The organism is Bacillus sp. JJ1764 (genome assembly GCF_036962145.1).
GTDB lineage: Bacteria > Bacillota > Bacilli > Bacillales > Cytobacillaceae > Neobacillus.
Window position 1 is genome coordinate 1 of the sequence record NZ_JBALNY010000017.1, and the last position, 618, is coordinate 618.

1 protein-coding gene is annotated in these 618 nt (G+C 42.6%); it reads left to right on the top strand.

The window, feature by feature from the left end; genetic code table 11:
* The first annotated feature begins 47 nt into the window (after positions 1 to 47).
* Positions 48 to 587 (top strand): transcription repressor NadR, encoded by a 540-nt coding sequence (locus V7083_RS02395; protein ID WP_335474984.1) that lies wholly within the window; start codon positions 48 to 50, stop codon positions 585 to 587.
* Positions 588 to 618 lie beyond the last annotated feature (31 nt).

Below are 618 nucleotides of genomic sequence, written 5' to 3' on the forward strand. Positions count from 1 at the left end.
AAGTTATGTTAGAATAATGAAACAGAATGCGTTAAAGGAGGAGTTATATGCCGGAACAAAAGAAAATCCTTGGTGAAGAGAGAAGATCTCTCATCCTCCAACTATTGAAGGAAAGCCATGCACCACTTACAGGAAGTGATTTGGCGACAAGAACCAATGTCAGCAGACAAGTGATCGTGGGCGATATTACGTTGTTAAAGGCGAAAAACGAACCGATCATCGCCACTAGTCAAGGATACATGTATTTCAACCCCACTCCAGGGACCCAGTTTTATGAAAGAACCATTGCCTGCCGACATAAGCCTGAAGATACAGAAAAAGAGCTGAATTTATTTGTCGATCATGGGGTAACCGTGAAAGATGTAAAAATCGAGCATGCCGTTTATGGAGACTTGACGGCATCCATCATGGTGTCCAATCGGCAGGAAGTCAAGCAATTCATGGAAAAAATTCTAAGTACCCAGGCCACGTTCCTGTCAGTACTGACAGATGGGATTCATCTGCACACGATCTCGGCTCCAAATGAAGCAACGTTGGATAAAGCTGTAGCCGCTATGAAAGATGCAGGATTTTTAATGGAGTATTGATGGTTTACCCGATTTTTTAAATCGGGTAATT